General features: G+C 70.2%; 26 protein-coding genes and 1 pseudogene. 16 read left to right on the top strand and 11 right to left on the bottom strand.

Annotation, left to right across the window (positions count from 1 at the left end):
- Positions 1–2: 2 nt before the first annotated feature.
- Positions 3–1,466 (bottom strand): amino acid permease, encoded by a 1,464-nt coding sequence (locus ACZ3H8_RS21810; protein ID WP_467404248.1) that lies wholly within the window; start codon positions 1,464–1,466, stop codon positions 3–5.
- Positions 1,467–1,689: 223 nt separating this feature from the next.
- Positions 1,690–2,391, bottom strand: coding sequence for a FadR/GntR family transcriptional regulator (locus tag ACZ3H8_RS21805; RefSeq protein ID WP_307664454.1), 702 nt, complete (start codon positions 2,389–2,391; stop codon positions 1,690–1,692).
- A 143-nt stretch (positions 2,392–2,534) separates the two neighbouring features.
- Between ACZ3H8_RS21805 and ACZ3H8_RS21800 the strand changes: the two genes are divergently transcribed.
- Together ACZ3H8_RS21800 and ACZ3H8_RS21795 are read left to right on the top strand one after the other, a co-directional pair.
- A complete protein-coding gene (locus ACZ3H8_RS21800; protein WP_467404246.1) occupies positions 2,535–3,050 on the top strand; it encodes a gluconokinase in 516 nt (171 codons plus the stop codon).
- Between the two features lie 14 nt (positions 3,051–3,064).
- A complete protein-coding gene (locus ACZ3H8_RS21795) occupies positions 3,065–4,462 on the top strand; it encodes a GntT/GntP/DsdX family permease (protein ID WP_467404243.1) in 1,398 nt (465 codons plus the stop codon).
- A gap of 44 nt (positions 4,463–4,506) precedes the next feature.
- Here ACZ3H8_RS21795 and ACZ3H8_RS21790 read toward each other — a convergent pair whose 3' ends face one another.
- Both ACZ3H8_RS21790 and ACZ3H8_RS21785 read right to left on the bottom strand, forming a co-directional pair.
- The gene (locus ACZ3H8_RS21790; RefSeq protein ID WP_467404242.1) at positions 4,507–5,169 is read right to left on the bottom strand and encodes a cytochrome b/b6 domain-containing protein; all 663 of its coding nucleotides are present in this window, start codon (positions 5,167–5,169) and stop codon (positions 4,507–4,509) included.
- Positions 5,111–5,776 carry a molybdopterin-dependent oxidoreductase gene (locus tag ACZ3H8_RS21785; RefSeq protein WP_467404777.1) on the bottom strand — a complete coding sequence of 222 codons (666 nt, stop codon included), beginning with the start codon at positions 5,774–5,776 and terminating at the stop codon, positions 5,111–5,113. Before ACZ3H8_RS21785 ends, ACZ3H8_RS21790 begins: the two co-directional genes overlap by 59 nt.
- 145 nt (positions 5,777–5,921) lie before the next feature.
- Between ACZ3H8_RS21785 and ACZ3H8_RS21780 the strand changes: the two genes are divergently transcribed.
- Positions 5,922–6,344, top strand: a complete 423-nt coding sequence (locus ACZ3H8_RS21780) for an ASCH domain-containing protein (RefSeq protein WP_467404240.1) — start codon at positions 5,922–5,924, stop codon at positions 6,342–6,344.
- Between the two features lie 53 nt (positions 6,345–6,397).
- On the opposite strand, the gene ACZ3H8_RS21775 is transcribed toward ACZ3H8_RS21780, so the two are convergent.
- The gene (locus ACZ3H8_RS21775; RefSeq protein WP_467404237.1) at positions 6,398–8,053 is read right to left on the bottom strand and encodes an FAD-binding dehydrogenase; all 1,656 of its coding nucleotides are present in this window, start codon (positions 8,051–8,053) and stop codon (positions 6,398–6,400) included.
- A 97-nt stretch (positions 8,054–8,150) separates the two neighbouring features.
- On the opposite strand from ACZ3H8_RS21775, the gene ACZ3H8_RS21770 reads away from it, so the two are divergent.
- The 7 genes from ACZ3H8_RS21770 to ACZ3H8_RS21740 all read left to right on the top strand — a co-directional run bounded on the left by ACZ3H8_RS21770 (position 8,151) and on the right by ACZ3H8_RS21740 (position 13,251).
- On the top strand, positions 8,151–8,660 hold the full coding sequence (locus ACZ3H8_RS21770) for an NUDIX hydrolase (protein ID WP_467404236.1): 510 nt from the start codon (positions 8,151–8,153) through the stop codon (positions 8,658–8,660).
- A gap of 48 nt (positions 8,661–8,708) precedes the next feature.
- On the top strand, positions 8,709–9,107 hold the full coding sequence (locus tag ACZ3H8_RS21765; RefSeq protein ID WP_307664447.1) for a YidH family protein: 399 nt from the start codon (positions 8,709–8,711) through the stop codon (positions 9,105–9,107).
- A complete protein-coding gene (locus ACZ3H8_RS21760) occupies positions 9,104–9,421 on the top strand; it encodes a DUF202 domain-containing protein (protein ID WP_467404233.1) in 318 nt (105 codons plus the stop codon). The genes ACZ3H8_RS21765 and ACZ3H8_RS21760 overlap by 4 nt, the downstream gene beginning before the upstream one ends.
- Positions 9,422–9,492: 71 nt before the next feature.
- Entirely contained in the window at positions 9,493–9,789 is a 297-nt protein-coding gene (locus ACZ3H8_RS21755; RefSeq protein ID WP_467404231.1) for a hypothetical protein, read from the top strand.
- A gap of 95 nt (positions 9,790–9,884) precedes the next feature.
- Entirely contained in the window at positions 9,885–10,796 is a 912-nt protein-coding gene (locus ACZ3H8_RS21750) for an MBL fold metallo-hydrolase (RefSeq protein ID WP_467404229.1), read from the top strand.
- Positions 10,797–11,005: 209 nt separating this feature from the next.
- A complete protein-coding gene (locus ACZ3H8_RS21745) occupies positions 11,006–12,028 on the top strand; it encodes a phosphotransferase family protein (protein ID WP_467404227.1) in 1,023 nt (340 codons plus the stop codon).
- A gap of 8 nt (positions 12,029–12,036) precedes the next feature.
- The gene (locus tag ACZ3H8_RS21740) at positions 12,037–13,251 is read left to right on the top strand and encodes an acyl-CoA dehydrogenase family protein (RefSeq protein ID WP_467404224.1); all 1,215 of its coding nucleotides are present in this window, start codon (positions 12,037–12,039) and stop codon (positions 13,249–13,251) included.
- Positions 13,252–13,368: 117 nt separating this feature from the next.
- Here the strand turns inward: ACZ3H8_RS21740 and ACZ3H8_RS21735 are convergent, their stop codons facing one another.
- The 3 genes from ACZ3H8_RS21735 to ACZ3H8_RS21725 are packed head-to-tail and all read right to left on the bottom strand — an operon-like array spanning position 13,369 to position 16,408.
- Positions 13,369–13,962, bottom strand: coding sequence for a TetR/AcrR family transcriptional regulator (locus ACZ3H8_RS21735; RefSeq protein ID WP_307664441.1), 594 nt, complete (start codon positions 13,960–13,962; stop codon positions 13,369–13,371).
- Between the two features lie 32 nt (positions 13,963–13,994).
- Positions 13,995–15,665, bottom strand: coding sequence for a class I adenylate-forming enzyme family protein (locus tag ACZ3H8_RS21730; RefSeq protein ID WP_467404222.1), 1,671 nt, complete (start codon positions 15,663–15,665; stop codon positions 13,995–13,997).
- Positions 15,644–16,408: an SDR family oxidoreductase gene (locus ACZ3H8_RS21725; RefSeq protein WP_467404219.1), complete on the bottom strand. Its 765-nt coding sequence runs from the start codon at positions 16,406–16,408 to the stop codon at positions 15,644–15,646. The genes ACZ3H8_RS21730 and ACZ3H8_RS21725 overlap by 22 nt, the downstream gene beginning before the upstream one ends.
- 203 nt (positions 16,409–16,611) lie before the next feature.
- On the opposite strand from ACZ3H8_RS21725, the gene ACZ3H8_RS21720 reads away from it, so the two are divergent.
- Positions 16,612–17,880: an exo-beta-N-acetylmuramidase NamZ family protein gene (locus tag ACZ3H8_RS21720; RefSeq protein ID WP_467404217.1), complete on the top strand. Its 1,269-nt coding sequence runs from the start codon at positions 16,612–16,614 to the stop codon at positions 17,878–17,880.
- A gap of 178 nt (positions 17,881–18,058) precedes the next feature.
- On the top strand, positions 18,059–19,366 hold the full coding sequence (locus ACZ3H8_RS21715; RefSeq protein WP_467404214.1) for a serine-threonine protein kinase: 1,308 nt from the start codon (positions 18,059–18,061) through the stop codon (positions 19,364–19,366).
- 458 nt (positions 19,367–19,824) lie between these two features.
- Here the strand turns inward: ACZ3H8_RS21715 and ACZ3H8_RS21710 are convergent.
- Positions 19,825–21,034 (bottom strand): annotated as a pseudogene (locus tag ACZ3H8_RS21710) (penicillin acylase family protein); the annotation flags it as partial.
- Between the two features lie 312 nt (positions 21,035–21,346).
- Here ACZ3H8_RS21710 and ACZ3H8_RS21705 point away from each other — a divergent pair.
- From ACZ3H8_RS21705 to ACZ3H8_RS21695, 3 genes are all read left to right on the top strand, one after another.
- A complete protein-coding gene (locus ACZ3H8_RS21705) occupies positions 21,347–21,958 on the top strand; it encodes a hypothetical protein (RefSeq protein WP_307664437.1) in 612 nt (203 codons plus the stop codon).
- A gap of 105 nt (positions 21,959–22,063) precedes the next feature.
- Positions 22,064–22,825, top strand: coding sequence for a 3-keto-5-aminohexanoate cleavage protein (locus ACZ3H8_RS21700; protein WP_467404774.1), 762 nt, complete (start codon positions 22,064–22,066; stop codon positions 22,823–22,825).
- Positions 22,826–22,839: 14 nt separating this feature from the next.
- Positions 22,840–23,910 (top strand): RNA ligase (ATP), encoded by a 1,071-nt coding sequence (locus ACZ3H8_RS21695; RefSeq protein WP_467404212.1) that lies wholly within the window; start codon positions 22,840–22,842, stop codon positions 23,908–23,910.
- 165 nt (positions 23,911–24,075) lie between these two features.
- Here the strand turns inward: ACZ3H8_RS21695 and soxR are convergent, their stop codons facing one another.
- Entirely contained in the window at positions 24,076–24,555 is a 480-nt protein-coding gene (gene soxR, locus ACZ3H8_RS21690; RefSeq protein ID WP_467404209.1) for a redox-sensitive transcriptional activator SoxR, read from the bottom strand.
- 175 nt (positions 24,556–24,730) lie between these two features.
- Between soxR and ACZ3H8_RS21685 the strand changes: the two genes are divergently transcribed.
- Positions 24,731–25,192, top strand: a complete 462-nt coding sequence (locus ACZ3H8_RS21685) for a MaoC family dehydratase (protein WP_398989432.1) — start codon at positions 24,731–24,733, stop codon at positions 25,190–25,192.
- Here ACZ3H8_RS21685 and ACZ3H8_RS21680 read toward each other — a convergent pair.
- On the bottom strand, positions 25,180–25,806 hold the full coding sequence (locus ACZ3H8_RS21680) for a TetR/AcrR family transcriptional regulator (RefSeq protein ID WP_467404206.1): 627 nt from the start codon (positions 25,804–25,806) through the stop codon (positions 25,180–25,182). The two genes, ACZ3H8_RS21685 and ACZ3H8_RS21680, sit on opposite strands and share 13 nt — an antisense overlap.
- Between the last annotated feature and the right edge of the window lie 11 nt (positions 25,807–25,817).

Below are 25,817 nucleotides of genomic sequence, written 5' to 3'. Positions count from 1 at the left end.
ACTCAGGCGTCCTGGCGCTCCGCCGCGAGAGCGTTCACCCGGCCGCGTACGACGAACCAGCCGCCGACCAGCGCCGCCGCGATCAGCGGCAGGCACATCACGGTCGTACGGCCTACGCCGCCGCCCCACCACATCAGGAAGGCCACGGAGGCGAGGAAGAACAGCGTGACGATCTGGGTGTACGGGGCCCAGGGCAGCCGGTACGAGGGGCGGGTGACCCGGCCGTCCTGCGAGCGGTGCCAGAACAGCAGCGAACAGAGCATGATCATGCCCCAGGTGCCGAGGATGCCGATCGAGGCGAAGTTCAGCACGATCTCGAAGGCCTGGCCGGGCATGAGGTAGTTGAGCCCGACGCCCAGCACTCCGAAGCCGGCGGTCAGCAGGATGCCGCCGTAGGGCACCTGGCCCTTGTTCATCCGGCCGGTGAACTTGGGCGCGGAGCCCGACAATGCCATGGAGCGCAGGATGCGGCCGGTGGAGTACAGCCCGGAGTTCAGGCTGGACAGGGCCGCGGTCAGCACCACGAGGTTCATCACGCCGGCCGCGCCCGGGACGCCGAGCTTGTCCATGACGGTGACGAAGGGGCTCTGGTCCCCGGAGTACGCCGTGTACGGGAGGATCAGCGCGAGCAGCACCACGGAGCCGACGTAGAACAGACCGACGCGCCACATGATCGAGTTGATCGCCTTGGGCATGATCTTCTCGGGGTTCTGGGTCTCGCCCGCCGTGACGCCGCACAGCTCGACGGAGGCGTACGCGAAGACGACACCCTGGATCACCAGCAGCATCGGCAGCATGCCCATCGGGAAGATGCCGCCGTTGTCAGTGATGGTGGAGAAGCCGGGGGTGTGACCGTCGACCGGGTGCTGGGTGACCACCAGGTAGATGCCGACGAGCATGAAGGCGACCAGCGCGGCGACCTTGATGATCGCGAACCAGAACTCCATCTCGCCGAAGTACTTCACCGAGATGAGGTTGGCGGTCAGGACGACCGCGAGCGCGATCAGCGCGAGGACCCACTGCGGGATGTCGCTGAACATCGCCCAGAAGTGGGCGTACGTGGCGGCCGCTGTGATGTCGGCGATCGCGGTGGTCGACCAGTTGAGGAAGTAGAGCCAGCCGGCCGCGAAGGCGCCCTTCTCGCCCATGAACTCACGCGCGTACGAGACGAAGGCGCCCGAGGACGGCCGGTAGAGGACCAGCTCGCCGAGCGCACGCACGACGAAGAATGCGAAGACGCCGCAGACGGCGTAGGCAATGGCGAGGGAGGGGCCCGCGCCCGCCATCCGGCCACCGGCGCCGAGGAACAGGCCGGTGCCTATCGCCCCGCCGATCGCGATCATGTTGATGTGGCGGGACTTGAGGTCCTTGCTGTAGCCGGCGTCGCCGGCGTCCACGTGGGGGGAGTTCGTCGCCGGTGCCCCGGCGGCGAGCGTGTCGGCCGCAGTCGTGGTGCGGTCAGTCATGGAGCTGTTCGCCTTCGTGAGGGGACGGTGGTCGGTCCCGGCCATAAGCCGGAGGGGGGTCGTCACCGTGGCATGGCCCGACGGCACATAATCAGGGCAACCCTGCGATTTTGGCAGTGGCCAACGTCACGCAGGGATAGATCTGAGGTGTTTCAGAGGTTACGGCGCAGTAAACCAAGGTCACGCCGGGACTCCCACTCAGGGTTCCGCGCCCGCCGGATTCTCAGGGCGCCAGTACGTCCAGCTCCGCGAGCGCCCCGACGGCGATCTGGCGGGTGATCTCCTCGGCCCGTGCGGCGTCCCCCTCGCGGACCGCCTCGGCCACCTGGACATGCAGGGTCACGGCCGCCGGATCGGGGTCGTCGAACATCACCTGGTGGTGCGTACGGCCCGCGAGGACCTCGGCCACCACATCGCCGAGGCGCGCGAACATCTCATTGCCCGAGGCGTTGAGCACCACGCGGTGGAAGGCGATGTCGTGCTCCAGATATCCCTCGAGCTGGTGTCCGCGCGAGGTGGCGACCATCCCCAGGGCGCACTCGGTGAGTTCGGCGCACTGCTCGGGGGTGGCATTGCGGGCGGCCAGCCCTGCCGCGACCGGCTCGATCGCGGAGCGGAGCACGGTGAGGGAGCGCAGCTGGCGCGGGCGGTCGGCACCGGCCAGCCGCCAGCGGATGACGCGCGGGTCGTAGACGTTCCACTCCTCGGTGGGGCGCACGGTCACGCCGACCCGGCGCCGGGACTCCACGAGGTGCATCGACTCGAGGACACGGACCACTTCGCGGACGACGGTGCGCGAGACGTCGAAGCGCTGTGCCACCTCGTCGGTGCGCAGAACGCTGCCCTGCGGGTACGCGCCCGCGGTGATCGCGAGACCGAGGGTGTCCAGCACATGCGTATGAAGCCCCTGGCCCTCTGTGGTCATGGGGCAAGAGTACGGGGCACGGTTCGGGAACAAAAAGTATGACGTTTATATCTCTACTTCTTGAATACGTCATACCTAATGGGCTTCAGTAGCGCGACGGCCGGAAGTCGACACCGATGTCGACGAAGACAGCGAGGTACGTAATGAGCACCCCCCACGTCGTCGTGGTGATGGGCGTGGCAGGCACCGGCAAGACCACGATCGGTCCCCTGCTCGCCGCCGCACTGGGCGTCCCGTACGCCGAGGGCGACGATTTCCATCCCCCGGCGAACATCGCCAAGATGTCCGCCGGAATCCCGCTCGACGACGCGGACCGGTGGCCATGGCTCGACGCCATAGGGCAGTGGGCGCACGGCCGGGCGGGCCTCGGCGGAGTGGTCTCCAGCTCCGCGCTCAAGCGGAGCTACCGCGACCGGCTGCGGGCCGCCGCACCGGAGGCCGTCTTCCTCCACCTCACCGGCGACCGCGCGCTCATCGAGCAGCGGATGTCGGAGCGCAAGGGCCACTTCATGCCCCCCGCGCTGCTGGACTCGCAGTTCGCCACGCTGCAGTCGCTGGGCGACGACGAGGCGGGCGTCGCCGTCGACGTGTCCGGCACCCCCGAAGAAATCACCGAACGGGCCGCCGCCGCGCTGCGCCGGCTCGACAGCGCTCGATAGCCAAGGAAGCCACCGTGACCAGTCTCAGCGTCGAGACGCTGGCAGCGGACGCCACCGAAACGATCACTTCGGCCGGCAACGCGCAGTCGGGCATAGCCGTTCTCGCGGGCATTGCCGTCATCGTCCTGCTCATAACCAAGTTCAAGGTCCACGCCTTCCTGGCGCTGACCATCGGCTCACTGGCGCTCGGCGTGTTCGCCGGCGCCCCGCTGGACAAGACCATCGTCAGCTTCACCACGGGTCTCGGCACCACGGTCGCCGGTGTGGGCGTGCTGATCGCGCTCGGTGCGATCCTCGGCAAACTGCTCGCCGACTCGGGCGGCGCGGACGAGATCGTCGACACGATCCTCGCCAAGGCCGGCGGGCGCGCGATGCCCTGGGCGATGGTGCTGATCGCCTCGGTGATCGGGCTTCCGCTCTTCTTCGAGGTCGGCATCGTGCTGCTGATCCCGGTGGTGCTGCTCGTCGCCAAGCGCGGCAACTACTCCCTGATGCGGATCGGCATCCCGGCGCTGGCCGGCCTCTCCGTGATGCACGGGCTGGTTCCGCCGCACCCCGGACCGCTGGTGGCGATCGACGCCATCGGTGCCAACCTCGGCGTCACGCTGGCGCTGGGTGTGCTGGTCGCCATCCCGACCGTGATCATCGCGGGTCCGGTCTTCTCGCGGTACGCCGCGCGCTGGGTGGACATCCCGGCGCCCGAGAAGATGATCCCCACCCGGCGCTCCGAGGACCTGGACCGGCGTCCCGGCTTCGGCGCGACCGTGGCCACCGTGCTGCTGCCCGTCGTCCTGATGCTGGTCAAGGCGCTCGTGGAGATCGTCGTCGACGACCCCGAGAGCGGCATCCAGCGCGTCACCGACGTCATCGGCTCCCCGCTCATCGCAATGCTCGCCGCGGTGATCGTCGGCATGTTCACGCTGGGCCGCGCGGCCGGCTTCACCAAGGACCGGATCTCCTCGACCGTCGAGAAGTCGCTCGCCCCGATCGCGGGCATCCTGCTGATCGTCGGCGCCGGCGGCGGCTTCAAGACGACCCTGATCGACGTCGGCGTGGGCCAGATGATCCTGGACATCTCCAAGGACTGGGCGATTCCGACGATGCTGCTGGCCTGGCTGATCGCGGTGGCCATCCGCCTCGCGACCGGCTCGGCGACCGTGGCGACGATCTCCGCAGCCGGACTTGTCGCGCCGCTCGCGGCCGACATGTCGACCTCGCACGCGGCCCTGCTGGTGCTGGCGATCGGCGCGGGCTCGCTCTTCTTCAGCCATGTCAACGACGCCGGGTTCTGGCTGGTGAAGGAGTACTTCGGGATGACGGTCGGCCAGACGATCAAGACCTGGTCGGTGATGGAGACCATCATCTCGGTCGTCGGCATCGGCTTCGTCCTGCTGCTGTCGCTCGTCCTGTAGCTACCGGGCTACGAAGCCACTTGGCTACGTAACTACTCGCCGAACTACTCGTCCTTCAGCCACAGCGGGTGCTCCCGCTCCGCCCACGGGCGCTCGACCGACCCGGTACGCATACCCCTCCGTGCCTCCGGGTCGGCGAGCGCCATTCCAATGTGTCCGAAGAGCACGATGCCGACGGCGAGCGACAGCCAGTCGTGCACAAAGGTCGCGCTCGTACGCCACACCAACGGCGCGAGCGAGGTGAACCACATCAGCAGCCCGGTCGCGAGCATCACCAGAACCGCGCCCGCGATCCATGCCGAGTAGACCTTCTGCCCGGCGTTGAACTTGCCCGCGGGACGGGACTCGGGCCGGTGGTCGCGCCGCCCGACCGCGCGCAGCCACGTCCGGTCGTGCCGCCCGAAGCGGTTCAGCCTGCGCAGATCGGCCCGGAAGGCGCGCGAGCCGAGCCCGAGCAGGAACGGCACGGGGAGCAAGAGCCCCGACCACTCGTGGACGGTGACCACCAGATAGCGGCGGCCGACGAGTTCGGCGATCTGCGGTACGTACAGGGCCGCGGCGGTCGCCACACACAGCAGCATCAGCGCAGCGGTCGTGCGGTGCACCCAACGCTCTGCGCGGCTGAACCGCCGTACACGCGCGGGCCGTTCAGACGGTGGGGGTGTCGCTGCGGCCGTTGGACCGGCCGACCCAGGCGTCGACGTCATATCCCCGCTCCTCCCAGTAGCCGGGCTGGACGTCGGAGGTGACGGTGATCCCGGAGAGCCATTTCGCCGACTTGTAGAAGTACATCGGCGCGACATACAGCCGGACCGGGCCGCCGTGCGAGTGGCTGACCGACTTGTCCTGCATCTGCAGACAGACCAGCACATCGTCGCGGCGCGCCTGCGGGAGCGTGAGGCTTTCGCTGTAGGTGCCGTCGAAGCAGGTGAAGCGGATCGCCTTGCCCTGCGGGCGTACGCCGGCGGCGTCCAGCAGCAGCGACAGCTTGACGCCCGAGAAAGGGGTGTCGGGGACGCGCCAGCCGGTGACGCACTGGACGTCGCGTACGACGCGGGTCTGCGGCAGCTTGCGCAGCGCGTCGAGGGTGTACGTCGCGGGGCGGTCCACCAGCCCGTCGACGGTCAGCCGGTAGCTCTGCTCGTCCTTGTGCGGCACGGAGGAGGCGACCGAGTAGTAGCGGAAGCCGCCGCCGTTGGGCAGCAGCCCGGTCAGCCCGGTCGGGTCCTTGTCAGAGGCCGCGCCGAGGAGGGATTCGAGCCCGCGCTGCAGATACGGAGCCCCCGCGACGCCGGCCGCGCCGAGCCCGAGCATGCCGAGCACCAAGCGGCGACCGACGGGGGCGCCCTCGGCGTCGGGGTGGTGTGTGGTCACCCCTCGATTCGAACACTCGGGGCTGCCCGACGCCAGGGAAAACGGGTGCGCGTCAGACTTCCGTCACACTTCGTACGCTGGCTCCATGGAGAACCGTGAACCGCTGAAGCCGTATCTGCTCGCCTACCCCGGGCCGCTGCGCGACCAGTTGGTGGCCGCCGTGCTGTCCGGCCAGAAGGTCTCGACGACGGGGCTCCTCGCGGAGTACGAGGCCGAGCAGGAGGAGCTGCCGCCGGTCGGCGAGCGGTCGGCGCTGATCGACTCGGACGGGCGGGAGGTCGCGGTGATCGAGCTGACGGAGGTACGGGTGCTGCGGCTCGGGGAGGTCGATCTGCAGCACGCGCTGGACGAGGGCGAGGGGTATGCGTCGGTGGCGGAGTGGCGCGCGGGGCATGAGGCGTTCTGGCAGGGGGATGAGATGCGGGAGGCGCTGGGGGAACCGGGGTTCGTGGTGGACGACGAGACGGTGGTGGTGGCGGAGAGGTTCCGGGTGGTGGAGCGGTTCTAGGGTGCCCGGTGGTTTTTCCCGGGAACAGGCCCGCCGCAGGCGCTGCGCCCGGGCTAGGCGACCGCCTTCGCCGCCGCTCGCCCCGCCGCGCGCCCCGAGAACATGCAGCCCCCCAGGAACGTCCCCTCCAACGAGCGGTACCCATGCACACCCCCGCCGCCGAACCCCGCCGCCTCGCCCGCCGCGTACAGCCCCGGCAGCGGCTCGCCGTCCTCGGACAGCACCCGCGATGAGAGGTCCGTCTCCAGGCCGCCGAGCGACTTGCGGGTGAGGATGTTCAGCCGTACGGCGATCAGCGGTCCGGCCTTGGGGTCGAGGATGCGGTGCGGCGTGGCCGTGCGGATGAGCTTGTCGCCCAGATACTTGCGGGCCCCGCGGATGGCCGTGACCTGGAGGTCCTTGGTGAACGGGTTCTTGATCTCCCGGTCCCGCGCGGTGATCTCGCGCCGCAGCTCCGCCTCGTCGATCAGCGGCTCCTTGGTGAGCGCGTTCATGCCCCGTACAAGAGCGGCGAGGTCTTTCTCGACGACGAAGTCCACGCCGTTGTCCATGAACGCCTTCACCGGTCCCGGCACTTCCGCCCTGGCGCGCCCGATCACGTCGCGGATCGACTTGCCCGTCAGGTCGGGGTTCTGCTCGGAGCCCGACAGCGCGAACTCCTTGCCGATGATCTTCTGGTCGAGCACGAACCAGGTGTAGCCGTAGCCGGACTTCATGATGTGCTCGAGCGTGCCGAGGGTGTCGAAGCCGGGGAAGAGCGGGACGGGCAGCCGCTTGCCGCGCGCGTCCAGCCAGAGCGACGACGGGCCGGGCAGGATCCGGATGCCGTGCCGGGCCCAGATCGGGTTCCAGTTCTCGATGCCTTCGGTGTAGTGCCACATCCGGTCGCGGTTGATATGGCTCGCGCCGGCCCGCTCCGCGATGCCGAGCATCAGCCCGTCGACGTGTGCGGGGACCCCGGAGAGCATCTTGTCGGGCGGGGTGCCGAGCCGGTCGGGCCACTGGGCGCGTACGAGATCGTGGTTGCCGCCGATGCCGCCCGAGGTGACGATCACCGCCTGGGCCCTGAACTCGAAGGCTCCGGCGACCTCGCGGCTGCTCGCTGTGCCTCGCTCGGCGTCGGATGGCTCAAGGACCTCGCCGCTCACTGTGTCCAGCGCACCGGCGTTGCTGCTCAGGCCGGTGACGCGGTGGCGGAACTTCAGCTGGACGAGGCCGCGCACCACCCCTTCCCGGACGCGCCGTTCGAACGGGGCGACGACGCCGGGGCCCGTCCCCCAGGTGATGTGGAAACGTGGTACGGAGTTGCCGTGGCCGGTGGCGTCGTATCCGCCGCGCTCGGCCCAGCCGACGACCGGGAAGAACCGCATCCCCTGCGCATGCAGCCAGGACCGCTTCTCGCCGGACGCGAAGTCGACGTACGCCTCGGCCCATTGGCGCGGCCACCGGTCCTCGTCGCGGTCGAAGCCCGCCGTGCCGAGCCAGTCCTGGAACGCGAGGGCCCGGCTGTCCTTTATCCGCATCCGGCGCTGCTCGGGCGAGTCGACGAAGAACAGTCCGCCGAAGGACCAGTGCGCCTGACCGCCGATCGACTGCTCCGGCTCCTGGTCGAGCAGGATGACCTTGCGCCCGGCGTCGACGAGCTCCGCGGTGGCCACCAGGCCCGCGAGACCCGCCCCGATCACGATCACATCAGCGTCGTACGCCATGGGTTCCATCCTTGTCGGGGGGGCCGGAGTGCGATGGGACCGATCTTCTGTACGGGGCAGTAACTCGTCAACCGTTCGACGGTGATTGGATTGGAGCATGACTCCCGCTGACGAAATCCTGGACATCGTCGACGAGCAGGACGAGGTGATCGGCCAGGCCCCCCGCGGCGAGGCGTACGCGCGCGGAATGCGCCACCGCTGCGCGTTCATCCTGGTCAGGGACGCGCAGGGCCGGATCTTCGTCCATCGTCGTACGCCGACGAAGCTGGTCTTTCCTTCGCTGTACGACATGTTCGTGGGCGGCGTCGTCGGCGCGGGCGAGAGCTACGACGCGGCGGCGCTGCGCGAGGCCGAGGAGGAGCTGGGGGTCTCCGGACTCCCCCAGCCCGCACCGCTGTTCAAGTTCCTCTACGAGAGCGGCGATCAGACCTGGTGGTCGGCTGTCTACGAGGTGCGCTGCGAGCTGCCGGTGAACCCGCAGGCCGAGGAGGTCGCCTGGTACGGCTTCCTGCCGCCGGAGGAACTGGAGCGGCGGCTCACCGAGTGGGAGTGGACGCCGGACGGACTCGCTGCGTACGAACGGCTGCGAGCGCACGGCGCGGGTTGAGTCGGGCACAGCGCGGCCGCTGACAAATCCGCAGGTAGGGTGCGACGCGTGAGCGACTTCGGACAGAGCCTGCGGCTGTGGTTCGCGCCCCGGCGGGTGCGTGAGGAGGGCGAGACCCCCGACTACCGGTTCTCGCTCGCCAATGAGAGGACCTTCCTCGCCTGGCTGCGTACGGCGCTCGCGCTCATCGGCGGCGGGTTCGCCGTCGATCAGTTCCTGCCGGACCTGCCCTGGGGAGTGCGGGCGGGGATGGCGCTCGGGCTGCTCGGCGCCGGAGTGCTGTGCGCGCTGCGGGCCGTCAATCACTGGGTGCGCTGCGAGCGCGCCATGCGGCGGGGTGAGGATCTGCCCGTGTCCCGGTTCCCGGTCCTGCTGAGTGTCGTGGTGGCCGTCGTGGCGGTGGCGATGGTGGTTGTCGTGCTGTTCGGCTGGGAGGGCGGCCGTTGACGGCCGTACCGGAGCGGGACCCTGGGCTGCAGCCCGAGCGGACCCGACTGGCGTGGCGCAGGACCACGCTGACATTCACCGTGGCGGCCGTGCTCGCGGCCCGGCAGGTGGCGGGCGGCGATCTGAGCGCGGCCGGGTTCGTCGCGGTGGCGCTCAGCGCGCTGGTCTGGCTGGGCTTTCTGCGGGTGGCCCACCGGCGGGTGCACGCGCTGGGCGCCCGCCCCAGGCCGCAGGTGCTGTCGGCGCGGACGGCGCTGACGGCCGTGGCCTGCACGGTCGCGCTGGCCGGGTTCGCCGTCGCGATGGTGGTGTGACGACAGGGCAGGGCGTCGAAGGCTAGCCTGGACAACGACAAATGCCGTGAATCGCATCAAAGGTGAGCATCATGGCAGGTCCCCACCAAGAACACCCCACGCACGAGCACAATCACGGACCGACCTGCGGGCATCCCGAGATCGCGCACGGCGATCACGTCGACTACGCGCACGACGGCCACCTCCACAAGGCGCACTCCGGCCACTGGGACGAGTGCGAGCCCGGCGAGCACGTCTCGCACAGCGGGCACGCCCACGAGCACGGACCCCACTGCGGCCACCCCGCCATGGAACACGGCGACCATGTCGACCACGCCCACGACGGACATCGGCACGCCGAGTACGAGGGGCCCTGGGACGACCACTGAGCCGACCCCCTGGGCCGACTCGTCCAACTTCCCCCGGGCCGGCCCGACTGGCAGTCTCCTCCTGACCGGTTCGGCCTTGACTCGGGGGAGCGCAGTTGTCCGCGACAGATCCGTACACCGTCCAGCTCACACCAGAAGTGCACGCCTACGTCCAGCCGGACGGCGGCTGGTGTCTCAACAACGCGGGATTCGTCAGCGACGGGGAATCGACCCTCCTCGTGGACACCGCCGCCACCGAGCGGCGCGCGCGGGCGCTGCGTGAAGCGATCCTCGGGGCGGGCCTGCCGCTGCCGCGCACCGTCGTCAATACGCACCACCACGGCGACCACACCTACGGCAACGGCGTATTCCCCGAAGCCATTGTGATCGGGCACGACTCCTGCCGCAGCGAAGTGCTCGCGGCCGGGCACCAGCTCCATCTCCTGTGGCCGCAGACCGACTTCGGCGACATCACGATCACCGCCCCCACCATGACGTACAACGACCGGCTCACCGTCCATGTCTCGGACGTCGAGGTGCACCTCATCCACCCCGGCGGCGTGGCGCACACCCCCGGTGACACGGTCGTACATCTGCCGGGACAGCGGGTGGTCTTCACCGGGGACCTGATCTTCCAGGGCGGCACGCCGTTCATCCCGATGGGCTCGCTGAGCGGGTCGCTGCGGGCGCTGGACGTGCTGCGCTCGCTGGACGCGACGACGGTGGTGCCCGGCCACGGCCCGATCACCGACCCGTCCGCGTACGACGCCACGGAGCGTTATCTGCGGTACGTCGCGGAGCTGGCCCAGCAGGGGCACGCCAAGGGACTCACTCCGCTGGAGACGGCGCGCGAGGCGGACCTCGGGGTCTTCGCCGAACTGCGGGAGAGCGAACGACTGGTGGCGAATCTGCACCGGGCGTACGCGGAGCTGGACGGGAAGCCGGAGGGCTCGCCGCTGGACGCCGCCGCCGTGTTCGGCGACATGGCCGAGATGAATGGCGGGGTTCCCGTGGCCTGCCACGCCTGAGCCCCGCCCCGCCGGGCCCTGCCCCGCCTGAGTCCTGCCACGCCGGGGCCTGCCCCGCCTGAGTCCCGCCCCGCCGGGTCCTGCCTGCCACGGCCGAGTGGTGTCCCGCCTGTGATCCAGGCCTGGGTTCCAGCCACGCACTGGACTACATACCGACTGGTCGGTCATCATGAGCGGGACCGGTCCACCCGCCCCCCGGAGGTGCCCCAATGAGCTCAGTCCCGCCGCCAGGCCTCGATCCCGAGCAGCTGCGCGGTTATCTCGACCGCGAGCGGCCGGGCCTGGTGAGCGGACCGCTCAGCGTCCGGCTGATCCAGGGCGGCCGCTCCAATCTCACGTACTCCGTCACCGACGGCACCGGCCGCTGGGTCGTCCGCCGGCCCCCGCTCGGGCACGTACTGGCCACCGCGCACGACATGAAGCGCGAGCACCGGGTGATCAGCGCGCTGTACCCGACCGCCGTGCCGGTGCCCGAGCCGGTGCTGCTCTGCGAGGACGAGTCGGTGATCGGATCGCCGTTCTACGTCATGGAGTTCGTGGACGGCACTCCGTACCGCACGGCCGAGGAGCTGGCCCAGCTCGGCCCCGAGCGCACCAGGGACGCGGTCCTCGGCCTGGTCGACACCCTGGTCGAACTGCACGCCGTGGACCCCGGGTCGGTGGGTCTCGGCGACTTCGGCCGGCCCGAGGGCTTCCTCGACCGGCAGCTGCGCCGCTGGGGCAAGCAGCTGGACGCCTCCCGCAACCGCGAACTTGCCGGTATCGACGAGCTGCACGCCGCGCTCGGCCGCGAGCTGCCCGCGTCCCCCGCTCCCACCGTCATCCACGGCGACTACCGCCTGGACAACGTCCTGGTGGGCCCGGACGACCGCATCAAGGCGATCCTCGACTGGGAGATGTCGACGCTCGGCGATCCGCTGACCGATCTCGGGCTGCTGGCGATGTACAGCGTCGAGCTGGAACTGCCCGACTCCCCCGTCAGCACCACCGCGGGCGCGGCCGGCCACCCGGAGGCGGCCGAGCTGATCGAGCGGTACGCCGCGCGGTCCGGCCGCGACACCTCCGCCATCGCCTGGTACACGGCCTTCGCCTGGTTCAAGCTCGCCGTGATCCTCGAGGGCATCCACTACCGCTACACCCTCGGCCAGACCGTCGGCTCCGGCTTCGACCGGATCGGCGATCTCGTGCCCCTCTTCATTGAGCACGGCCTCACCACCCTCCAAGAAGGCTGAGTACACCCATGGACTTCGCATTCGACGCGCGCACCGAGGAGCTGCGGGCCAAACTGCTCGCCTTCATGGACGAGCACATCTATCCGGCCGAGGCCGTCGAGCACGAGCAGCGCGCGAAGCTTGCCTCGCCCTGGGACACCCCGGCGATCTTCAATGAGCTCAAGGCCGAGGCACGCAAGCAGGGCCTGTGGAATCTCTTCCTGCCCGACGCGGAGTACGGGGCGGGGCTGACCAATCTCCAGTACGCGCCGCTGGCCGAAATCACCGGCCGCAGCCCGCACTTGGCACCCACCGCGCTGAACTGCGCCGCCCCCGACACCGGGAACATGGAGGTGCTCACGCAGTTCGCCACCGACGAGCAGAAGAAGCAGTGGCTGGAGCCGCTGCTCGCCGGCGAGATCCGGTCCGCCTTCGCCATGACCGAGCCGGAGGTCGCCTCGTCGGACGCGACGAACATCCAGACGCGGATCGAGCGGGACGGCGACGACTACGTCATCAACGGCCGTAAGTGGTACATCTCCGGGGCGATGAACCCCGACTGCAAGATCTTCATCGTGATGGGCAAGACCGACCCGGACGGTGCGGACGTCCGCCGCCAGCAGTCGATGATCCTGGTGCCCCGCGACGCCCCGGGCCTGGAGGTCCGGCGCGCCATGCAGGTGTACGGCTACGAGGACCACTCGCACGGCGGCCACGCGGAAGTCGTCTTCGACAACGTCCGGGTGCCTGCGTCGAACCTCATCGGCGAGGAGGGCGGCGGCTTCGCCATCGCCCAAGCGCGCCTCGGGCCGGGCCGCATCCACCACTGCATGCGGCTGATCGGTATGGCCGAGCGGGCCATTGAGCTGATGTGCAAGCGGGCCGTGTCCCGTGAGGCGTTCGGCAAGCCGATCGCCCAGCAGGGTGTCGTACAGAACTGGATCGCGGATGCCCGGGTCACGGTGGAACAGCTGCGGCTGCTTGTGCTGAAGACGGCCTGGCTGATGGACACGGTCGGCAACCGCGGTGCGCACACCGAGATCCAGGCGATCAAGATCGCCACTCCGCGTGCGGTCGTGGAAATCCTCGACAAGGCGGTGCAGGTGCACGGCGCGGGCGGTGTCAGCCAGGACTTCCCGCTGGCGGAACTGTGGTCGGCGGCACGGACGCTGAAGCTGGCCGACGGTCCGGACGAGGTGCACCAGCGGTCGCTGGCGCGGCGCGAGCTGAAGAAGTACGCCTAGGCATTCGCCGGGACTCCGCCCCGGACCCCGGTCCTCAATCGCCCCCAGACTTCGTCCGGGGGGACCCCCAACGGGCTTGAAATCAAGCCCGTTGGGCGATTGAGGACACAACGGCAACTACGGCCGCAGCGCCCGCAGCAGCATGTCCGCCAAGTGGTCCGCCACCTGTTGCGGGGTCAGCGGGCCGTCCGGCCGGTACCAGGTCGACAGGTGGTGGACCGACCCGAAGTGGTAGTCCACCACCAGGTCCGCGGGAGTGGCCGAGGAGAAGACCCCGCTCTGCTGGCCCTCTTCGACCAGCGCGCGGAACCGCTCGTGGTAGCGGCGGCGCTCGGCGCGCACTTGCTTGTGCTTCTCCGGGCTCAGATGGTGCATGGAGCGGAAGAAGATCGCGGCGTCGTCGAGGTTGTCGATGGTCGTGACGACCACATCAGCGGCCGCGCCGCGCAGCCGCCGCTCGACCGGCTCGTCGGCGTCCGCGAACGCGTCGAGCCGCTCCTGCTGGAGCCGCAGCATCCTCGCGTAGACCTCCTGGAGCAGGTCTTCCTTGGAGCCGAAGTAGTGGTACAGCGCGCCCTTGGTGACGCCGGCCGCCTCGACGATCTCCTGGACCGAGGTGCGGTCATATCCTCGCTCGGCGAAGAGCCGGGTGGCGGCGGCCAGCAGCCTCTGTGGGACGGGGGTGCCGTCCCCGTCCGTCGTCCTGGCCATTGCCGCCACCCGCCTCTCGTCAGTTCCTTGATTCACCCGGGGAAACGCAGTTCCCGCCTGAGGATCTTCCCACTTGTGGTCTTCGGCAGCTCCGGCAGGATCTCGACTTCGCGCGGGTATTTGTACGCCGCCAGTCGCTCCGCACAGTACGCCGAGATCTCAGCCGGTTCGGCGGCGGCCCCCGGGCGCAGACTCACATACGCCTTGACCGTCTCGCCGCGGTACTCGTCGGGTATGCCGACCACGGCCGCCTCGCGGACTGCCGGGTGGGTGTACAGGACGTCCTCGACCTCGCGCGGCCAGACCTTGAAGCCGGACGCGTTGATCATGTCCTTCTTGCGGTCGACGACATAGAGCCAGCCGTCCGCGTCCATGAAGCCGATGTCGCCCGTGCGCAGCTCGCCGTCCGGGAACGCCTCGGCGGTGGCGTCGGGCAGCCGCCAGTAGCCGGGCACCACCTGGGGACCGTTGACGGCGATCTCGCCGGGCTCGCCGAAGGGCACGTCCTGGCCCTTCTCGTCGACGATCCGCACCAGCGTGTCCGGTCCCGGCAGGCCGACGGAGAGGGTGCCGGAGGCCGGGTCGACGGGGGCTTCCTTCTCCGGCGGCACGGCGGCGCAGGGCGCGGTGCACTCGGTGAGGCCGTAGCCGTTGCGGAGGTAGGGGCCGAAGCCCGCACGGAACTTCTCGACCAACGCGGGCGGCACCGGGGCCCCACCGGAGGAGATCACCTGGAACGAGTCGAAGTGCTCGCGGGTGGCCGAGGGGTGCGCGGCGAGCGCCATGAAGGCGGTGGAGGGGCCGACGGTGTAAGCGGGCCGGTGCTCGGCGAAGGCGTCGAGGACGACGCCCGCGTCGAAGCGGTAGGCGAGGGCGAGGGTGCCGGCGTTGGCGATGCAGGTGGCGAGCTCGCAGACCATGCCGGTGATGTGGAAGAGGGGCGCGAGCGCGAAGTAGCAGGCGCCCTCGGGGACGGGATGGCCGGTGCGCTGGCGCTCCGCGTTGTGGACGATGCCTCGGTGCAGGTTCATGGCGCCCTTGGGGGTGCCGCTGGTGCCGGAGGTGTAGCTGATCAACGCCACGTCGGCGGAGGTGAGTTCACGATCCTGAGGCGCGGCGAGACCCCGCCGGGCCACCGTCACCAGGTCGTCGGCGTCGTCCGGCGGCGCGAGCCGCTCGAAGCCGAGGACGCGGGCGTCGTCGCGGCTCTGCAGGTCCAGTTCGCAGGCGGTGAGGGCGATGTGTACGGACGCCTCGGCGGCGCTGTCCCGCAGATACCCCTCCCAGGCGCGGTCCGTGCAGATCAGCGCGGTGACCTCGGCGTCGCTCAGTACGTGCGCGACCTCGGCCGACTTGTACATCGGGTTGAGCGGTACGACGGTGGCTCCGGCCTTCCAGGCACCGAGCAGCGCGATCACGAAGTGCGGGGTGTTCTGCAGCATGATCGCCACGCGGTCGCCGCGCTGGATGCCTCGCTCGGCGAGATGGCCCGAGACGGAGTCGGAGAGCTCGTCGGTCTCGCGGTAGCTCAGCCGCCCGTCGAAGTAGGCGAGGGCGGTGTGCTCGGGGGCCCGGTCGACGGCGGCACGGAAGGAGTGCACGACGGTCGCCGGCGGGTTGATGTCGGCCCGCTGGGCGTCAGTGAGCTGGGAGAGCCACGGCTTGGCGGCGTAGATCGAGGTCACTGGACCGTCCCTTCCCACTTCTGCTGGATATGGCTCATACCGGCCAGCCAGCGGTCGGGAATGGCGGCGCGGGCCTGGTAGTACCCGGCGACCTCGGGGTGCGGCAGGATCAGGAAGCGGTCGGCCTCGATGCCCTCGAAGAGCGCGTCGGCGACGTCCTTGGGCTCGATCGCGGTCGGCCCGAGGACCAGCTCGCCCGCCGATCCGGCCGCGGTGAGCATGTCCGTACGCACGCCCTGCGGGCAGATGGCGTGCACCTTGAGGCCGCGGTGGCGGTAGGTGAGGGAGAGCCACTCGGCGAAGGCGTACGCGCCGTGCTTGGAGACGCTGTACGGGGCCGCGCCCACCATGGTGAGCAGCCCGGCGGCGGAGACGGTGGAGATGAAACGGCCGCTGCCGCGCTCCAGCCAGTCGGGCAGCAGGGTGCGGGCGGCGCGGACGTGCGCCATGACGTTGACGTCCCAGGCTGCGGCCCAGACGTCCTCGTCGGCGAAGGCGTCACCGGGCGAGGCGAGGCCCGCATTGGCGCAGTAGACGTCGACGGTGCCGTCCAGTGCGTCACGGGCCGCCGCCACGATCTCGGAGGCATCGCCTGGCACCGCGGTCGCGCCGATCTCGTCGGCGACCGCCTTGGTCCTCGTGGGATCGATATCGTTGACCACGACGCGGGCGCCCTCCGCCGCGAACCGGCGGGCCAGTGCGGCACCAATGCCGCCGCCCGCGCCCGTGACCACCACTCCAGCGCCCTGCATCGAACTCATCAAGCTCCGCCTCTCTGCGTGCCGACCACCTGTGCAGACTAACCAGTCGGTATGTAGCGAGGGAAGGGGCAGGCAGGGGCAGGTACCGTCGATGCCGGGCCGGGGTGCCGGACGCGACCCGTGGGCGCCGGGGTCGTTCCCCGTGCCCGCCGTGCGCGCTAGCGTGCGTGGCCATGACAGACAGCGATCGCGGAGGTAACCCGATGAGCCTGTCCAGACGGGGTTTGCTGGCCGCCGGCGGCGCGGTGACTGCCGCCGGCGCGGTCGCCGCCTCCGGCGCGGTGGGAGCCGCGACCGCATCGCCCGCCTCCGCCCACTCGGGCCGCGGCCGGGTCCGCACCGGCTTCGACCGGCTGGCCGCCGACGGCTACCGGCTGCTGTCCGGCGAGCGGGTCGGAGTGGTCACCAACCCGACCGGGATCACCCAGGACGCGCGGCACATCGTGGACGTGATGCACCCGGACGACCGGGTGAACCTGGTCGCCGTCTTCGGCCCGGAGCACGGTTTCCGCGGCACGGCCCAGGCGGGCGGCTCCGAGGGCCGCTACGACGACCCGGCGACCGGGCTGCCCGTGTACGACACGTACCTCAAGAGCGGGCAGCCGCTCGCCGACATCTTCACCGCGTCGGGCGTGCAGACGATCGTCTTCGACATCCAGGACGCCGGCGCGCGTTTCTACACGTACATCTGGACGCTCTACGACTGCATGCAGGCGGCCGAGCTCGCGGGCAAGCGCTTCGTGGTGCTGGACCGGCCGAACCCGGTGACCGGGCGGGCCGCGCTCGGTCCCGTACTGGACAAGGCCTTCGCGACCTTCGTGGGCCGCGAGCCGATCGCGCAGGCGCACGGCATGACGGTCACCGAGCTGGCAGCGCTGTTCAACGGCGAATTCCTGACGCGGCCCGTGGAGCTGGAGACGGTACGGATGTCGGGCTGGCGTCGTTCGGACTTCTTCGACGCGACGGGCCTGCCGTGGGTGCCGCCGAGCCCCAATATGCCGACGCCGGACACCGCGCTGGTGTACTCGGGCACCTGCCTCTTCGAGGGCACCAACCTCTCGGAGGGGCGCGGCACGACGCGTCCGTTCGAGCTGCTGGGCGCGGAGGGCATCGACCGCCGCTGGGCTCAGGCTGCGAACGCCCTGGAGCTGCCGGGTGTCCACTTCCGCGAGGCGTACTTCGCGCCGACGTTCTCCAAGTTCCAGGGCAAGACCGTCGGCGGGGTTCAACTGCACGTCCACGACCGGGAGTCGTACGACCCGGTGCGCACGGGCGTCGCCCTCCTGGTGACGGCGAAGCGGACATGGAGCGGCTTCGCCTGGCGGCCGGACAACTGGATCGACAAGCTGACGGGCTCGGCAAAGGTCCGCACGATGATCAACGCGGGGGCGGGGACGGACGAGGTGGTGGGCGCGTGGCGGGACGAGCTGGCCGTGTTCCGAGCCGTACGGAAGAGGTATCTGCGGTACTGAAGAGGTTTCTGCGGTACTGACGGGGCACGGGGGCCTGCCCGGGTCCGCGGCGCCGACCGAGTCTGACCGTCCGGGACCGGCCGCGACCGACTGCCGCCGCAGGTATGGCCGTCTCTCCCCTTGCGCAGGATGCTGTGGCACAAGGGGCTGAAACGGGGACAACGGGGAGGGGCGGGCCATGCCGCAGATGAGTGTGCATCCGTACCGGGAAATCACCTTCGACAAGGACGGCGACGTCGACACCGCGCAGCGCGAGCGACTGGCCGAAATGGACGTCACCGATCTGGTCATGTTTGCGCATGGATGGAACAACTCGCCCGCCATCGCGAACCGGCTGTACTCGGCCTTCTTCGCGCCGTTCCCGGGGCTGCTGGCGGCCACTCCCGAGGTGCGGCTCGGATATGCGGGTGTCGTATGGCCGTCCATGAGGTTCGCTGACGAGCCGATCCCCGACTTCCAGCCGTCGGCCGCCGGCCCGCTGCCGGGCTCCGGTCTCGACAAGGCGACGCGGGACGCTCTGGTCGAGCTGTTCCCCGGGCACGACGGGACAGTGGCGCGACTGGCCCAACTGCTCGACGAACAGCCCGAGTCCGAGGAGGCGTTCGCGGAGTTCGGCGCGCTGGCACGGCAGTTGGCCGAGGCACCGCACGGCGGCCTGGAGGCCAGCTTCAGCGACGACCTGCCGTATGACGAGCAGGGCCCGCCCGCCGTGCTGTACGAGGACGCCCTGACGATGTGCCGGAGGTTCGCGCTGGCGCTGGAGGAGACCGGTGAGGTGACCGAGAAGGAGCCCGCCCTCTCGTCCTTCTCCTTCGGTGGCGGGCTCAAGAAGGTGTGGAAGGGCGCGAAGGAGCTGCTGCGACAGACGACGTACTACGCGATGAAGCGGCGCTCCGGGACGGTCGGCGAGCTGGGCCTGGGCCCGCTGCTCGGACAACTGGCCCGGTCGTCCCCCGATGTGCGGGTGCATCTGGTCGGCCACAGCCAGGGGGCGCGGCTGGTGTCGTTCGCGCTGCGCGGACTGCCCGACGGCGTACGCAACGTAAAGTCGCTGACGCTCCTTCAGGGTGCTTTCTCGCACTATGCGTTCGCGCAGAGCCTGCCGCATTCGACGCACAGCGGCGGAGCTCTGCGCGCCATGGAGCAGCGGGTCGACGGTCCCGTGGTGGCCTGCTATTCGCGGCACGACAGTGCGCTCGGGGTGATCTATCCGCTGGCGTCGAGCCTGGCCGGGGACGACGCGAGTGCGGTCGGGCTCGACAAGCGCTGGTGGGCGATGGGGCATAGCGGCATCCAGGCCGTCCGGCCGCTGGTCCGGCTCACCCTGGAGGAGGCGCTGCGGCAGGGGATTCCCGGGTCGGGGTGCGTCAGTGTGGACACGGCGTCGGTGGTGCGGCGCGGCGGGCCGCCGTCGGGTGCGCACAGCGACATCTGCCATGAGGAGCTGGCCCGGGTGGTGCTGGCCGCGGGCCGCATCGGGCGCTGAGTCGCCACTCAACGCCCCTGCGGCCCATGGCTGTTGTCACCTGTGGGACGGGAATTCGACGACCTGCTGATACGTCGGCCGGTTCTGCCAGCTGATCGCCGGGTGGGTGATGCCGCCGAGCGCACGGTGGATGATCGCGTCCGAGCACCACTGCTCCCCGGCCTTGCAGCTGTCGTCGGCGGGGTAGACCTCGGTCGCCGGCTTGGCCGTCGCCTGCTTCAGCGTGGCGAGGAGCGCGTCACGGCAGGCGGCAAGTGCGCCGCCTCCGCAGTACGTCTTCGCCAGAGGACCCGGGACCGGCTGGCCGAGCACCTGGCGCAGATCCTTGTCGGCGAAGGCCCACCAGCCGTACTGGAAGGCGGAGCCGCTGTGCGCGCCGGTCGCGCCGTGGCTCGCGGCCGGGGACTCGTCGATCGCGAGGTTTCCGGTCAGCGCGCGGTAGAGGTCGTCGCCGTGCTTGCCGCCGAGCGAGCCGGGCGCGATCACCCCGTCGTCGTACATGCCCTGGGCGGGCTTCAGAGTCGCCGGGACCCGCAGCGGGGACTTGGCGTAGCTGCCCGCCGATCCGGTTCTGTCGTAGACAAGCTGTTCGGGGACGACGGAGCCGGCGTCGGGCAGTGCGGTGCCTCGCGGGTTCGCGGGCTTGTTGGCGTACGGGAAGCTGGTGCCGTCGTGGACGGTGAGGACGGCCTCGGGGTCCTCGCGCTGCCGGAAGGACTCCCAGACCTTGGTGCCTTCCACCAGGCCGTACTTCTGCTGGGCGGCGAGGAGGGAGAGCGCGGCCTGCACTTCGCCGCCGCCTCCGCCGCCGAACTGGCCGCCGACGACCGAGGCGATGGAGATCAGGTCGGTCAGCTTGAAGGGCTGGATCTCCCCGACGTTGGTGATCGAGTCGATATGGCCGGTGAGGACGTACTCACCGGGAAAGTACCGTCCGTTCTTGGACTTCTCGCGGTAGGCGTTGATGCCGTCCACGTACGCCTGGGCATCGGCCATGGCCTGCTCGCCCCGTGCGCCCTCGGTGGCCCGGATCCGCTCGATCTGCGCCTCGTAGTCGGCCTCGGTGTACGGGGCCTGCGGCCAGAACTGCTGCTCCAGGCCCTGGTTGGCGAGGGCGCCGCCGGCGAACGGGGTGAGCTCGCCGCAGCCGATGTGCCGGAAGAGGTCCATCATCCACAGGCGGTCCTGGCCCGCGGCGAATCCGGCGCCGAACTCGGTTCCGTAGCGGGTGGTGCCCTTGATGTGCGGGACGCCGGTCTTCTTGTCGCGGGTGATCGTGACGTCGGGGCGGGGCTTGGTGACGGATTCGACCTGGTCGGCGGGGACGCCGAAGGAGGCGTCGTTGAAGAAGTCGTTGAGTCTGGCGTCGGTGAGTCCGCCGTAGCCGCCGACCAGGGAGTCGTAGCGGCCGAGTTGGTCGGAACTGTGGGCGGGACGGGTGCCGAAGACGCGGTGGGCGAGGATCTCGGCGAGGGTGGCGTTGCCGTTCTGGCCGGGCGGCAGGATGTCGGCGCACTGGCTCTGGCAGAGGTCGCCGTCGGCTGCGGTTGCGGTGGGGGCTGCGGTGTTGGCGGCCGCGGCCTGCGGCAGGGGGGCCGGCAGACCGGCGGCGAGCGCGAACACCGCGGCGGCAGTGGCAGTTTTGAGTCTTCCAGTGCGTCGACGCATGGATGCTCCTCGGGAAGGCCGATGCGCCGGACGTTACTGGCGGTAAGGCTCGCGAGTAAGGTGAACATGCGTCACCTTTTCCGAATCACGACACCTCTGTCCGTATTCGCCAACTGGCGTGCACTCAGGGCGGATGGCGTGCGTTGCGCCTGGTCACGCCGCCGAAGTGAAGATCGAACCTCTCCCCGCCACGCCCGGCACCATAGGCGAAATCCGGCTGATGGCCGCCATCGGATTTTCGATGGAGCCGGATCGGGCACACGTACGTCCATTCCATGACGCCGAAGTACGAGCGACGGAGGTGGCAGGGCGATGGCCGGTTTCCGGAGTCTTGCGAGACAGGTGCGCGACGCGCGGTGTGATCTGGCGCTCAGGCGCTATTCGCTGCGCAAATGCCTGGAGCGATTTGCCCCCTATGGGCACCGGGCGACCTGGGATCATCTGTGCGCGAGGCACAGCATCGAGCCCGAGGACCGTGCGCCCGATCCGGCGCGGCTGGTGGCCGCGCTCGAGGAACTGGAGCAGGCGCGGGCGGTCTGGCTCGCGTACGAAGAGGGTTTCGCGGACCGCCGCAAGCGCGAGAAGCACGACGGGCTGCGGCGGCCGGCGTCCATTGACGACTGGCACCGGCGGACCTGGGGCGGGAACGGCGTCGCGCGCTGCGACAGGCCGGCCGCGCATCCTTCGGCGCCGCTCGACGAGGTGCTGCGGCGGCTGATAGCGGCGCTGGAGACGGAACCGGGAGTGGCATGCCCGGTGTGCGGGGGGACGCACATCGTTTGGCGGCAGGATCTGGCGAACGAGCCGTGGTTCGGGCCGGTGTGCACGGGCTGCGGCATTGTGGTGCCGCAGCCCGTTCTGACGTCCGAGGCCATGGCCGCGGCCAAGCGGGCGGGGCGCAAGGAACTGGCGTCGGTCGCCTGAGGCGCGCGGGGGCGTCGACCCAGTCGCTGAGCCCCCGCGTTGTCAGTGGCGTCGACGGTGGCGTTGTCAGTGGCGCTGTCAGTGGCGGCTGGCACCATCGACGGCGTGATCCAGGTCTGCGTGAACGGGCCCCGTTCGGCCAGTGACGGCGCCGTCGTGCCGCTGTCGCCCGGGGCGATGGCCGAGTCGGCGGCGGAAGCCGTCGCGGCCGGCGCCGCCGAGGTGCATGTGCACCCCAAGACGCCGTGCGGCGACGACACTCTGTCGCCGCGCGCCCTGGCCGAGTTACTCATGGCGATACGGGCCGTGGTGGACGTTCCCGTCGGGGTGACCACGGGCGCCTGGGCGGAACCCGATCCCGACCGCCGGGTGGAGCGCGTCCGCTCCTGGACGGTGTTGCCCGACTACGCCTCGGTGAACTGGCACGAGCCGGGCGCGGAGTTGGTCGCGGCCGCCCTGATGGAGCGCGGCGTCGGCGTGGAGGCGGGCCTGTGGTCGGGGACGGACGGGCCGCGGCGCTTTCTGGCGTCCCCGCTGGCCCCGCGTGTGCGGCGGGTGCTCGCCGAGGTGGTGGACACCGATCCCGGCACGGCGGAGGAGTCGGCGCGCTCGCTCCTTGCCGAGCTGGGCACGGCCCATGGGATACCGCTGCTGCTGCACGGCGAGGACGGCGGGGCGTGGCCGGTGCTCCGGCTCGCGCGGAAGTGGGGTCTGGACACCCGGATCGGCCTGGAGGATGTGCTCTTCCTGCCGGACGGGCGGCGTGCCGCGTCCAACGCCGAACTGGTGCGCGCGGCCCGGGACGTCGCGGATATTCGGTGGCCGCGGGTTGGCCGTGACCCGCACAGTGGTTGCGGAAATCCGTAACCGAGGAGACGCCGATGTCCACGCTGCGTGTCACCGCAGAGCTGCTGACCGTCCACGAGCACCCGAACGCCGACGCGCTCGAGCTGGCCCAGGTGGGTCTGTACCGCGCGGTCGTCGCCAAGGGGGCCTACCGCAGTGGTGACGCGGCCGTCTACATCCCGGAACAGGCCGTGCTCCCGGCCGGGTTGATCGAGGAGCTCGGGCTGACCGGGCGGCTGGCCGGGAAGGCCTCGGACCGGGTCAAGGCGGTGCGGCTGCGCGGCGAGCTGTCGCAGGGCATCGTGTGCCGGCCGCGGGCGCTGGCGGATGTCGACCTGCTGCGGGCGGCCGCCGACGGCACGGACTTCGCCGAGCTGCTCTCGATCACCAAGTGGTCGCCGCCGATCCCGCCCACGATGGACGGGGAGGTGGAGACCGCGCCCGATCTGCTGCCGTGGGTCGACATCGAGAACATCCAGCGCTACCCCGACATCTTCACGCCCGGCGAGCCGGTGGTCCTGACCGAGAAGCTGCACGGCTCGGCCTGCCTGCTGACGTACAGCGTCGCGGACGGCGGGAAGGTCCAGGTGTCGTCGAAGGGCTTCGGAACGAAGGGCCTCGCGCTCACGGAGGACCCGCGCAATCTCTACTGGCGCGCGGTACTCGCCCATGACGTCCCGGCGGTCGCGGCACGCCTCGCCGAGAAGCTGGGAGCGAGCCGGGTCGGACTCTTCGGCGAGGTGTACGGAGCGGGGGTGCAGGACCTGGGCTATGGGGCCAACGCCCGTTCCGAGGCGCTGGGTTACGCGGTCTTCGACGTATCGGCGGAGATATCCGGCCAGGTCCGCTGGCTGGACCCGGCAGAGCTGCTGGAGGGCGAACTGCCGCTGGTGCCACGGCTGTACGAGGGTCCGTACGACATCGGCAAGGTGCTGGAGCTGGCGACCGGCCGGGAGACGGTGTCGGGGCGCGACCTGCATCTGCGCGAGGGCGTCGTGATCCGCCCCGCCGTGGAGCGCTACAGCCCGGTGGTGGGCGGCAGGGCGATCGCGAAGGCGGTGAGCCCCGCGTATCTGACCCGGAAGGGCGGCACGGAGTACGAGTGAGCCCGCCGGACTGCGCGGGCCCGCCCACGGGGGTGCGGGCCCGCGCACGATCCGCGGAAAGGGTGGGCCCGGCACGGGGGTGCGGGCCCACCTTTCACGTCGTGCGCCCGCTCTCGCCTGAGTCGCCGCCCTGCGGGCCGCCCTCGCGCGGCGCACTCTCTCGCCTCAGGCCTTGCCCTTCCCCGGCTTCCCTCCCTCCGGGAGCAGGCGGGAGCCCGTCATCCGGTCGCCGAAGATGTCGTCCGGGTTGGACAGTACGCAGGTCTCCAGCGAGAGGCAGCCGCAGCCGATGCAGTCGGTGAGGTGGTCGCGGAGGCGGCCGAGTTGCTGGATGCGTGCGTCGAGTTCCGTGCGCCATGCCTCGGACAGCCGCGCCCAGTCCTCCCGGTCCGGCGTGCGCTCGTCCGGGAGTTCGGCGAGGGCCGTCCTGATCGTCGCGAGGGGGATGCCAACGCGTTGCGCAGCGCGGACGAAGGCGACGCGGCGCAGCGCGTCCCTGCTGTAGCGGCGCTGGTTTCCGCCGGTCCGGCGGCTGCTGATCAGGCCCTTGGACTCATAGAAGTGCAGGGCGGACACCGCCGCGCCGCTGCGCGCGGACAGCTGGCCGACCGTGAGCTCGTGAATCGTCTCGGGAATCTGTGGCACTCCTCGAAGCCTACTGGTGGTTCGCCACTGGTGGTTCGCCGCTCTTCGTTCACCACAGGTCGTTCGCCACTGGCCGTTCGTACCTCGTCGTCCGTTGACAGAGCGCCCACACCCAACCATGCTGAGCAAGCGCTTAGACACTAGCTTGAACGCTTGAGAGGCAGGGACCAGGGACATGGCTGAGCCGAGGATCTTCAACTCCGCCGACGAACTGCGCGCCGGGGTCGGCGAGCAGCTGGATTACAGCGACTGGCTGGAGATCGAACAGAAGCGGATCGATCTCTTCGCCGAGGCCACGGGCGATCACCAGTGGATCCACGTGGACCCCGAGCGCGCGGCGAGCGGCCCCTTCGGCACGACGATCGCGCACGGCTATCTCACGCTTTCGCTGCTGCCGACCCTCATGCCGCAGGTCATGCGCGTCGAGGGCATGAAGATGGGCATCAACTACGGGTCCAACAAGGTCCGCTTCCCCGCCCCCGTGCCGGTGGGCTCGCGGCTGCGCGCCACCGCGGTCCTGCAGAACGTCGAGGACGCGGGCGGCGGCGTGCAGGTGACCGCCCTCGTCACGGTCGAGCGTGAGGGCGGCGACAAGCCGGTGTGCGTGGCCGAGTCGGTGTCCCGCTACTTCTTCTGAGCACCGACCATACGCAGGACGAGGTCGGCGTAGAGCGCGCCGACCTCGTCGGGCGTCCGGCGTCCCTTGGTGCTGAACCAGCGCGCCACGTCGATACAGAGCGACAGCACCGCGACCGTGGTGCCGGGAATGTCCGGGACGTCGAACTCCCCCGACTCCACACCGTCGCGCAGAATCCCGCGCACGACCGCGTCGCTCCGGCGGCGCAGCTCGAGGATCTCCGTACGGTGGTCGTCAGAGAGCGCGTCGATCTCGTACTGCACCACATGCGCGGTGTCGTGCCGCCCGGCGTGCCAGCGTACGAACGAGCTCACCGCGTCGGCGAGCCGCTCGGAGGGTGTGCCTTCGGCGTCCGCCGCCGCCGAAAGGATCTCCAGGGCCTTGTCGTGCCCGATCCGACTGATCCGGTGGAGCAGCTCTTCCTTTGTCTTGTAGTGGATGTAGAGCGCGGCGGGGCTCATCCCCGCGCGGCCCGCGATGTCCCGGGTCGTCGTCGCGTGATAGCCCCGCTCGGCGAAGGCCCCGACGGCGGCGACAAGCAGCTTCTTCGCCGCCTGGGGCGTGACCTCGTCCCACGGCATGTCCTCGCCCGCCGTGTCCTCCGCCGTACTCATCGCTCGCCCCT

It is taken from the genome of Streptomyces sp. NPDC002868, assembly GCF_055563295.1.
Note: the sequence above shows the minus strand (reverse complement) of the source record. Positions and strands in the feature narration are given on the sequence as shown.

Bases quoted from the DNA above. Each gene is read 5' to 3' on its own strand.
- ACZ3H8_RS21810 (WP_467404248.1), bottom strand. From the start codon at position 1,466: ATGACTGACCGCACCACGACTGCGGCCGACACGCTCGCCGCCGGGGCA.
- ACZ3H8_RS21805 (WP_307664454.1), bottom strand. From the start codon at position 2,391: ATGACCACAGAGGGCCAGGGGCTTCATACGCATGTGCTGGACACCCTC.
- ACZ3H8_RS21800 (WP_467404246.1), top strand. From the start codon at position 2,535: ATGAGCACCCCCCACGTCGTCGTGGTGATGGGCGTGGCAGGCACCGGC.
- ACZ3H8_RS21790 (WP_467404242.1), bottom strand. From the start codon at position 5,169: ATGACGTCGACGCCTGGGTCGGCCGGTCCAACGGCCGCAGCGACACCC.
- ACZ3H8_RS21785 (WP_467404777.1), bottom strand. From the start codon at position 5,776: ATGCTCGGGCTCGGCGCGGCCGGCGTCGCGGGGGCTCCGTATCTGCAG.
- ACZ3H8_RS21780 (WP_467404240.1), top strand. From the start codon at position 5,922: ATGGAGAACCGTGAACCGCTGAAGCCGTATCTGCTCGCCTACCCCGGG.
- ACZ3H8_RS21775 (WP_467404237.1), bottom strand. From the start codon at position 8,053: ATGGCGTACGACGCTGATGTGATCGTGATCGGGGCGGGTCTCGCGGGC.
- ACZ3H8_RS21770 (WP_467404236.1), top strand. From the start codon at position 8,151: ATGACTCCCGCTGACGAAATCCTGGACATCGTCGACGAGCAGGACGAG.
- ACZ3H8_RS21755 (WP_467404231.1), top strand. From the start codon at position 9,493: ATGGCAGGTCCCCACCAAGAACACCCCACGCACGAGCACAATCACGGA.
- ACZ3H8_RS21745 (WP_467404227.1), top strand. From the start codon at position 11,006: ATGAGCTCAGTCCCGCCGCCAGGCCTCGATCCCGAGCAGCTGCGCGGT.
- ACZ3H8_RS21740 (WP_467404224.1), top strand. From the start codon at position 12,037: ATGGACTTCGCATTCGACGCGCGCACCGAGGAGCTGCGGGCCAAACTG.
- ACZ3H8_RS21735 (WP_307664441.1), bottom strand. From the start codon at position 13,962: ATGGCCAGGACGACGGACGGGGACGGCACCCCCGTCCCACAGAGGCTG.
- ACZ3H8_RS21725 (WP_467404219.1), bottom strand. From the start codon at position 16,408: ATGAGTTCGATGCAGGGCGCTGGAGTGGTGGTCACGGGCGCGGGCGGC.
- ACZ3H8_RS21720 (WP_467404217.1), top strand. From the start codon at position 16,612: ATGAGCCTGTCCAGACGGGGTTTGCTGGCCGCCGGCGGCGCGGTGACT.
- ACZ3H8_RS21715 (WP_467404214.1), top strand. From the start codon at position 18,059: ATGCCGCAGATGAGTGTGCATCCGTACCGGGAAATCACCTTCGACAAG.
- ACZ3H8_RS21705 (WP_307664437.1), top strand. From the start codon at position 21,347: ATGGCCGGTTTCCGGAGTCTTGCGAGACAGGTGCGCGACGCGCGGTGT.
- ACZ3H8_RS21695 (WP_467404212.1), top strand. From the start codon at position 22,840: ATGTCCACGCTGCGTGTCACCGCAGAGCTGCTGACCGTCCACGAGCAC.
- ACZ3H8_RS21685 (WP_398989432.1), top strand. From the start codon at position 24,731: ATGGCTGAGCCGAGGATCTTCAACTCCGCCGACGAACTGCGCGCCGGG.
- ACZ3H8_RS21680 (WP_467404206.1), bottom strand. From the start codon at position 25,806: ATGAGTACGGCGGAGGACACGGCGGGCGAGGACATGCCGTGGGACGAG.